The organism is Planktothrix sp. (assembly GCF_046067725.1).
In the GTDB taxonomy this organism is placed as follows: Bacteria; Cyanobacteriota; Cyanobacteriia; order Cyanobacteriales; family Microcoleaceae; genus Planktothrix.
Genome location: NZ_JBJUDF010000084.1, coordinates 1 through 6,912, shown reverse-complemented (window position 1 = coordinate 6,912; position 6,912 = coordinate 1). Strand labels below are relative to the sequence as shown.

The following is a 6,912-nucleotide window of genomic DNA, read 5'->3' as shown; positions in this document are numbered from 1 at the left end:
GGGAAAGAGATTGGATTAGATGTTGGTATAGAATCGTTTTACACAGACTCTAATGGACATCAAGAACCGAATCCCAAGTTTTTGAGAAAGGCGGAAACGTCTATTAAAAAATCTCAGAGACAAATCTATAAAAAAGTTAAGGGTTCATCGGGTAGACGCAAAGCTAGAAAAGTTTACGCTAAAAAACATTTAAAAGTAAGTCGGCAACGGAATGAACACGCTAAAAGACTAGCGAGTAACGTATGCAAGTCTAACGACTTAGTAGCCTACGAAGATTTAAGTGTTAGAAATTTGGTTAAAAACCACTGTTTAGCTAAATCAATTAGTGATGCTAGTTGGTATTTGTTCCGACAATGGATAGAATATTTTGCAGCTAAATTCGATAAATTAGCAATACCAGTTGCACCCCATTTCACCTCACAGAGATGTTCTAATTGTGGGGCAATTGTTAAAAAATCTCTATCAACTCGCACCCATATTTTTAATTGTGGATCCGAACTACATAGAGACACAAACGCTGCAAAAAACATTCTCGCTCTTGCAAAACAAGCTAGGGGAGGACATCCCCAAAGTAACGCTAATGGACTAGAAACCTCTACTCTTCTTGGGGAAACCCTGGTCGCAGCACGTATCTAGGTCGAAGTTAGAATCTCAGCGTCTTCAGACCTGAGAGTGTCAAAGTTCTGTGATAGTATGTAAAGAAAAAATTAACCTTGGGCGTATTTTAATCAATCGTCCAGCGTTTGCAAGTTTATTTAACAACTGAACCATGAGTAGCTCCCTCGCTAAAGCTGTCTTATTTGTAGACGGCTATAACATTATTGGAATATGGCCCCTATTGCGACAGAAACGCGATGGTGACGGGATGGAAGAGGCCCGTAGGCAATTGATTGAGCTTTTAGTCGATTATAGTGCCTTTGAAGGGTTGGATGCTCGGATTGTCTTTGATGCTCATTATCAAAATACTCCCAGTTTCAGCGAAACCGTTACCCGCAATTTGTCGATTCATTATACAGGTTTTGGGCAAACCGCAGATACTTATATTGAAAAACTCTGTGCATCTTTGGGTCGTCAACTGCGGCTGTCCCGACGTCGATTAATTGTGGCAACTTCAGACCGAGCGCAACAGTTGACCGTGACTGGCTATGGTGCGGAGTGGCTGTCCGCCGAACAGTTAGCCGAAGTTGTGGAAGCGTCCAACCGATGCCGCCAACGTCGTCACCAACCCCGCAAACAATCTTCTGGTCGTTTTTTAGCAAGTTCCCTAGACCCAGAAGCTCAACACCGTCTCCAGAAATTGAGAATGGGGTTAAAATAGCCTATTTCAAGGCTTTTGAGCGTTTTCAATCAAAATTCAAAAATAATTTTTCAAAAAGGCTTGCAAAATTTTAGGGTTTGCGTTACTATAAGTAACTGTGGCTAAAAGAGAGACACAACGTTCCTCGGTAGCTCAGCGGTAGAGCGGTCGGCTGTTAACCGATTGGTCGTAGGTTCGAATCCCACCCGAGGAGTTTAACAAAATTATCTTTAAATATCGGCTTAAATTATAACTTAATCCGGTGTACTGATCTCGTATCCTAAATTTCTTCTGAGAAATCTAGGATATTGTTGTTTTTGGAACCGAGAATGGATCAGTCTCTATCCGTGATCCAAATGTATTAAAATCCAATTCATCGTTAGACTAAAGTTTTAATTTTAATCAATCAGGAGAAGTTCAAAATGAGTGTAGGAATGCAAGGCGCCGTGATGGAATCGGTTGCATCCCCTCATCTGATGTTACAGGTGTCGGGAGTCAACGTTTATTATGGGGAAAGCCATATTTTACGGGATGTTGATTTAAGTGCTGCGCCTGGACAAATGGTATGTTTAATTGGACGTAATGGGGTGGGAAAAACCACCTTATTAAAAAGTATTATGGGTTTACTCAAACCCAAAACTGGGGAGATTTATTTTCAAGGAAAACCCATTACTAAAGTTTCAACCGATAAACGCGCTAGATTAGGCATTGGTTATGTGCCCCAAGGACGGGAAGTTATTCCCCGCGTCACGGTGAAAGAAAATCTATTATTAGGGTTAGAAGCATTACCCGAAGGACGAAAAGGAAAACCCGAAATTCCAGAAGAAATTTTTGAGTTATTCCCGGTTTTAAAAACGATGTTATCTCGGATGGGAGGAGATTTAAGTGGGGGACAACAACAACAATTAGCGATTGCGAGAGCCTTAATGGGAAAACCCAAATTATTAGTTTTAGATGAACCAACAGAAGGGATTCAACCCTCGATTATTTTAGAAATTGAAGCCGCTGTGCGACGAATTATTGAAACCACAGGAATTTCAGTTTTATTAGTGGAACAACACTTACATTTTGTTCGCCAAGCAGATCGTTATTATGCCATGCAAAAAGGTGGAATTGTCGCTTCTGGTGCAACTAAAGATTTAAGTCAAGAAGTAATTCAACAATTTTTAGCGGTGTAACGTTTTTTTCTTTACTCCCTCTTCTCAACAGAGCTAGGGGGAGAATGATGAATATTGAAAAATAATTAACCGTTAACATTATATCAATATTCACAACGGTTATTAGCTCGTTAATCAAGTTCATTATTGCTTATTCCCTCGTTTCTTGCTACAATAAACCATCCATTTCTAAGTCTTCAATAATTTGTAATCCTCGCGGATCACCGACTCTTAATAACGAGGATTTAGCATCATCTTTAACCCCCATATCCTCATCTTCTTCTAACGCTTCAATTAAGGCATCAATTGCCACTGCATAAACCACATTTGAGGGCAGTTCTCGACATAATTGTCCTAACGCCCAAGCACAATTACTTCTAACGGCTGCAATCGGATCTTGACGCAAAGCTTCTATCATCGGGGGAATTGCCCGAATTACAATTTCATAACCGACTTTCGCCATTTGACCGAGGGAACTAGCCGCCCATAACCGCACCGCCGGAATATCGGTTTTCAGCGCATCCAGTAAGGGTTCTAAAGCCCTGCGATCGCCACAGGTTCCCAACGCCCAAACCACCCCTTTACGGACATAACCATTCCAGTCTCGGTTCAGTTGTTCAATTAATGCTTCAACGGCTTGAGCATTAGAATTGCGTCCTAACGCATAAGCCACGCTCACCCGCACTAAGGGGCAAGCATCCTGTAATAACCCAATTAAATCAGGAATCGCACGTTGATCCTGAATTTCACAAAATGCCCGTGCTGCAATCATCCGCCCTTGGGGTTCTGGTGATTTTAACAACAGCAACATTTCCTCTGGATCAGGTTTGGCCACTTCACCATCATCCAATTGATCCAAAGGACTCTCTAATGGGTCTTGAGTATTGATTCTGCTCAGTTCTTCATCCTCCATATCATTAATTTACCGCAATCTGTCACAGGAAACACCTGTTATAGAATTTTCTGCATCAATAAAGATTGGGGTTGATAGCCGAGTTTTTGATAAAGGTTGAGGGCGGGTTGGTTATTCATAAACACTTGTAGACTTATTTTGCGATCGCCCCGTTGCGCCGCCCATTGTTCTGCATTTTGAACTAAAGCCGAACCAATCCCCTGTTTTCGGTATTCTGGCTTCACATATAATAAAAAAATATGGGCGGTGCGTTCTCCATTTTCTTGATCAATGGCATTCCCTAACCATAAACAGCCCACAGGTTCAGGTCGAGAAGGATTAGAATTCAAGACATCTACCCACCATAATGGCGTGTGAGAGGAGAAATACTGCTCAACGGTTTGAGCCAGATGGCTTAAATCTTGATTGGGGAACTGCTCGTGATAGCTGCGAGCCACAAACTTCAATAATAAAGCTCGATCCAAACGTGACCCTTGACGCCAACTGTAACCCGGAATCAAAACCTCAGACACGGATATTGTTAAGAGAAAGTTGGCTAAATTCCAGAGAATTTGGAATCGTGCTGATGGGTGCAGGAGCCCTCATATCTTCAGGGAGGAAAATTCGCGCACTCACCACAAACAAAGCGAACAGAAACATTAAAACCACAATCAACGGGGCAATATATTGACGAAAGAAAGCCATATTTAAAATAACTGTGAGAACAACAGCATCAATCTGGGTGAACGTCTCCCGATGGATAACGGGCAAAATTTTTAATAATTGTAACGCTTTTCCCCTCGGCAGTACAATAATCTTCTATGAATAACAATCGAGTTTTTACTGGATTGAGAATTGAAATGAAATACCATAGAAAGCAAACCTAGACAACTTAAGACACAACGAATGACTTCCATCCTTGTTAAATCGTCTTCGCCCAGACCGATTAATACTCCAACGGTTCATCACCTCTCCAATGGCTTAACCATTGTGGCGGAACAGTTACCCGTTGATGCTGTCAATCTCAATGTTTGGATTAATATGGGTTCGGCGATTGAATCCAATGATATCAATGGGATGGCGCACTTTTTAGAACACATGGTTTTTAAAGGGACACCTCATCTGCAACTGGGAGAATTTGAACAAAAAATTGAACAACGGGGTGCTGTCACCAATGCAGCCACCAGTCAAGACTATACTCACTACTACATTACCACTGCCCCTCAAGACTTTGCCGATTTAGCTCCTTTCCAGTTTGATGTGGTTCTTAATGCCAATATTGCGGATGAAGCCTTTGAACGGGAACGCTTTGTGATCTTAGAAGAAATTCGCCGTTCTGAGGATAACCCCGGTCGGCGTTCTTTCCGTCAGTCGATGGAAATTGCTTTTGAATATCTTCCCTATCGTCGTCCCGTCTTGGGGCCAGCATCGGTGATTGAGCAGTTACAAGCTCAACAAATGCGAGATTTTCATAGCACTTGGTATCAGCCCCACTCCATGACAGTTGCGGTGGTCGGAAATTTACCCGTTGATACTTTAATTCAAACCGTAGAACAAGCGGTTGCTTCTGTTTATCCCACCGCTTCGATGAATTCTGTCCCTCCTCAACGACAACAATGGACACCTGAAGTGAGTTTTCAGGACATCGTGCGTCAAGAAATTATCGATGATACCCTGCAACAAGCTCGATTATTGATGCTGTGGCGTGTTCCGGGTTTAGAAGAACTCTCCAAGACCTATCCTTTAGATGTTTTAGCTTATATTTTAGGCCAAGGGAGAACGGCCCGACTTTTCCAAGATTTACGGGAAAATCGCGGGTTAGTTTCCTCGATTTCTGCGAGTAATATGACTCAGCATTTGCAAGGAGTTTTCTATATTTCAGCCCGTTTACCCCTAGAAAATGTGGCTGAGGTGGAGGCGATTATCTGCGATCATCTTCGTCAATTGCAAAGTGAACCGATTACGGAAGAGGAAATGGCAAAAGTCAGAACCCAAGTGGCGAATCGGTTTATCTTTAGCAACGAAACCCCTAGCGATCGCGCGGGTCTGTATGGATATTATCAATCCTTAGTGGGGGATTTAAGCGCGGGCTTACATTATCCGAATCGAATTCAAGCCTTAAATTCAGAACAAATTCAGCAAGCGGCACAACAGTATTTATCTCCGAACGCTTATGGAATCGTGATCCTGAAACCTGCCGTTGACAATTGCAATCAAAATTGAGGGTAAGGATGACACTTCGAGTGCTAAATTCTCCCCGAAAGTCAGTAAAATTGTCCTGAGAACTTTGATGTTGATGATACATGAGTCATTAATGAGAACCAGCCCCTATGAAACTACAGGATTTTCTCGGTAAAAATACTCGATATGATATTAAAGCCATTGCTGAAGATGATGACCTGAGTCGTCAGATTCAAACTCAACTCATTGGGTTAGGTTTGCTTGATCCTCCAGTCGATGGTATTTTTGGCCCGAAATCAACGGCTGCATTACATCAATTTCAAAAGTTGATGGAGTGTGGTGAAGCGGGTTATTTAGGTGCGATTACTGCGAAAAAGTTAATCGAAACAAAACGTGAACAGATTCCCGTTACCAGCCCAATCTTGAAAACCCTTAAAAGTACCGTTTTTAAGGTTAAACCGATTGCTTCTTCTCAACTCAATGACTCAGAAAAATTTTCCATTCCTGGTGGAAAAGAATTTGCCGTTTTAGCCTATGACCCGATTCGGGGACATTTACGAGTTGCTTTACGAAGTGAGTCCTTTGGAGGCTATTCAGTTTTATATATTTGGGGAGAACACGCTCAAATTTCTGAAAATGGAAAACAGGTTTATCCTAAACCCATTCCGACCAGTTATCGTCTCAATGTTCCCTATAAATCTCAATTAGATAACTGGTTTAATCCAACCGGATCATGCAATGTGACTTCTTTGGCGATGTGTTTGGAATATTTCAAAGCTCGTCGTAAAACCAGTTCGGGTCAATTAGAAGATGAACTGTATGAATATGCGATTAATAAAGGCTACAGTCGTCATAATCCCTATGATTTAGCCCGCATTGTTCGAGACTATGGTTGTCAGGATTATTTTAGTGAAAATGCCACCATTGATGATGTCAAAGATTGGATTGCTGCTGGAAATCCGGCTGTTATTCACGGGTATTTTACCTCCTTTGGTCATATCATCACTGTAGTGGGTTATGACGAATTTGGGTTTATTGTTCATGACCCCTATGGGGAATGGTTTTCCTCTGGTTATCGCACCGATTTGAGTGGATCTTATTTACATTATTCCTATCGCTTGATCACGCGAGTTTGCATCCCTGACGGTAGTTTTTGGGTGCATTTTATTTCTAAGTAACTGTTAGGAATACCCCAAAATATTAAATTTAGGGCGAGTTCTCATCGTCCTAAATTTGGTTTACATTTTCATGCTTAAATCAAGCCAAGTTGAACGGGTAATGGGGGCACTGCTTGAAATATAATCAACTCCAGTTTCTGCAACGGAACGAATGGTTTCTAAGGTGATATTTCCCGATGCTTCTATTTTAATTCGAGAATTATTCTG

At 41.7% G+C, this 6,912-nt stretch carries 8 protein-coding genes, 1 tRNA gene and 1 pseudogene; 6 read left to right on the top strand and 4 right to left on the bottom strand.

Annotation, left to right across the window (positions count from 1 at the left end; all coding sequences use genetic code 11):
- From ACKPEB_RS04890 to urtE, 4 genes are all read left to right on the top strand, one after another.
- On the top strand, positions 1-636 hold a 636-nt coding region (locus ACKPEB_RS04890; protein ID WP_408963705.1), incomplete at its 5' end, for an RNA-guided endonuclease InsQ/TnpB family protein.
- A gap of 133 nt (positions 637-769) precedes the next feature.
- Positions 770-1,318 carry an NYN domain-containing protein gene (locus ACKPEB_RS04885; protein WP_408963704.1) on the top strand — a complete coding sequence of 183 codons (549 nt, stop codon included), beginning with the start codon at positions 770-772 and terminating at the stop codon, positions 1,316-1,318.
- A gap of 121 nt (positions 1,319-1,439) precedes the next feature.
- Positions 1,440-1,511 (top strand) — tRNA-Asn (locus ACKPEB_RS04880).
- Positions 1,512-1,773: 262 nt separating this feature from the next.
- Positions 1,774-2,475 carry an urea ABC transporter ATP-binding subunit UrtE gene (urtE, locus tag ACKPEB_RS04875; protein ID WP_408963706.1) on the top strand — a complete coding sequence of 234 codons (702 nt, stop codon included), beginning with the start codon at positions 1,774-1,776 and terminating at the stop codon, positions 2,473-2,475.
- Between the two features lie 148 nt (positions 2,476-2,623).
- Here urtE and ACKPEB_RS04870 read toward each other — a convergent pair whose 3' ends face one another.
- The 3 genes from ACKPEB_RS04870 to ACKPEB_RS04860 are packed head-to-tail and all read right to left on the bottom strand — an operon-like array spanning position 2,624 to position 4,051.
- A complete protein-coding gene (locus tag ACKPEB_RS04870; protein ID WP_408963703.1) occupies positions 2,624-3,367 on the bottom strand; it encodes a HEAT repeat domain-containing protein in 744 nt (247 codons plus the stop codon).
- A 38-nt stretch (positions 3,368-3,405) separates the two neighbouring features.
- On the bottom strand, positions 3,406-3,879 hold the full coding sequence (locus ACKPEB_RS04865) for a GNAT family N-acetyltransferase (protein WP_408963702.1): 474 nt from the start codon (positions 3,877-3,879) through the stop codon (positions 3,406-3,408).
- Positions 3,872-4,051 carry a hypothetical protein gene (locus tag ACKPEB_RS04860; RefSeq protein WP_408971294.1) on the bottom strand — a complete coding sequence of 60 codons (180 nt, stop codon included), beginning with the start codon at positions 4,049-4,051 and terminating at the stop codon, positions 3,872-3,874. The genes ACKPEB_RS04865 and ACKPEB_RS04860 overlap by 8 nt, the downstream gene beginning before the upstream one ends.
- Before the next feature lie 201 nt (positions 4,052-4,252).
- Between ACKPEB_RS04860 and ACKPEB_RS04855 the strand changes: the two genes are divergently transcribed.
- Together ACKPEB_RS04855 and ACKPEB_RS04850 are read left to right on the top strand one after the other, a co-directional pair.
- Positions 4,253-5,569: a M16 family metallopeptidase gene (locus ACKPEB_RS04855; protein WP_408963700.1), complete on the top strand. Its 1,317-nt coding sequence runs from the start codon at positions 4,253-4,255 to the stop codon at positions 5,567-5,569.
- 107 nt (positions 5,570-5,676) lie between these two features.
- Complete coding sequence (locus ACKPEB_RS04850) at positions 5,677-6,705, top strand: C39 family peptidase (RefSeq protein ID WP_408963699.1); 1,029 nt, start codon at positions 5,677-5,679, stop codon at positions 6,703-6,705.
- 60 nt (positions 6,706-6,765) lie between these two features.
- Here the strand turns inward: ACKPEB_RS04850 and ACKPEB_RS04845 are convergent.
- Positions 6,766-6,912, bottom strand: a pseudogene (locus ACKPEB_RS04845) (nicotinate-nucleotide diphosphorylase (carboxylating)); the annotation flags it as partial.

Coding starts and splice junctions, on each gene's coding strand:
- ACKPEB_RS04850 (WP_408963699.1), top strand. CDS start 5,677: ATGAAACTACAGGATTTTCTCGGTAAAAATACTCGATATGATATTAAA.
- ACKPEB_RS04885 (WP_408963704.1), top strand. CDS start 770: ATGAGTAGCTCCCTCGCTAAAGCTGTCTTATTTGTAGACGGCTATAAC.
- ACKPEB_RS04870 (WP_408963703.1), bottom strand. CDS start 3,367: ATGGAGGATGAAGAACTGAGCAGAATCAATACTCAAGACCCATTAGAG.
- urtE (WP_408963706.1), top strand. CDS start 1,774: ATGTTACAGGTGTCGGGAGTCAACGTTTATTATGGGGAAAGCCATATT.
- ACKPEB_RS04855 (WP_408963700.1), top strand. CDS start 4,253: ATGACTTCCATCCTTGTTAAATCGTCTTCGCCCAGACCGATTAATACT.
- ACKPEB_RS04860 (WP_408971294.1), bottom strand. CDS start 4,051: ATGGCTTTCTTTCGTCAATATATTGCCCCGTTGATTGTGGTTTTAATG.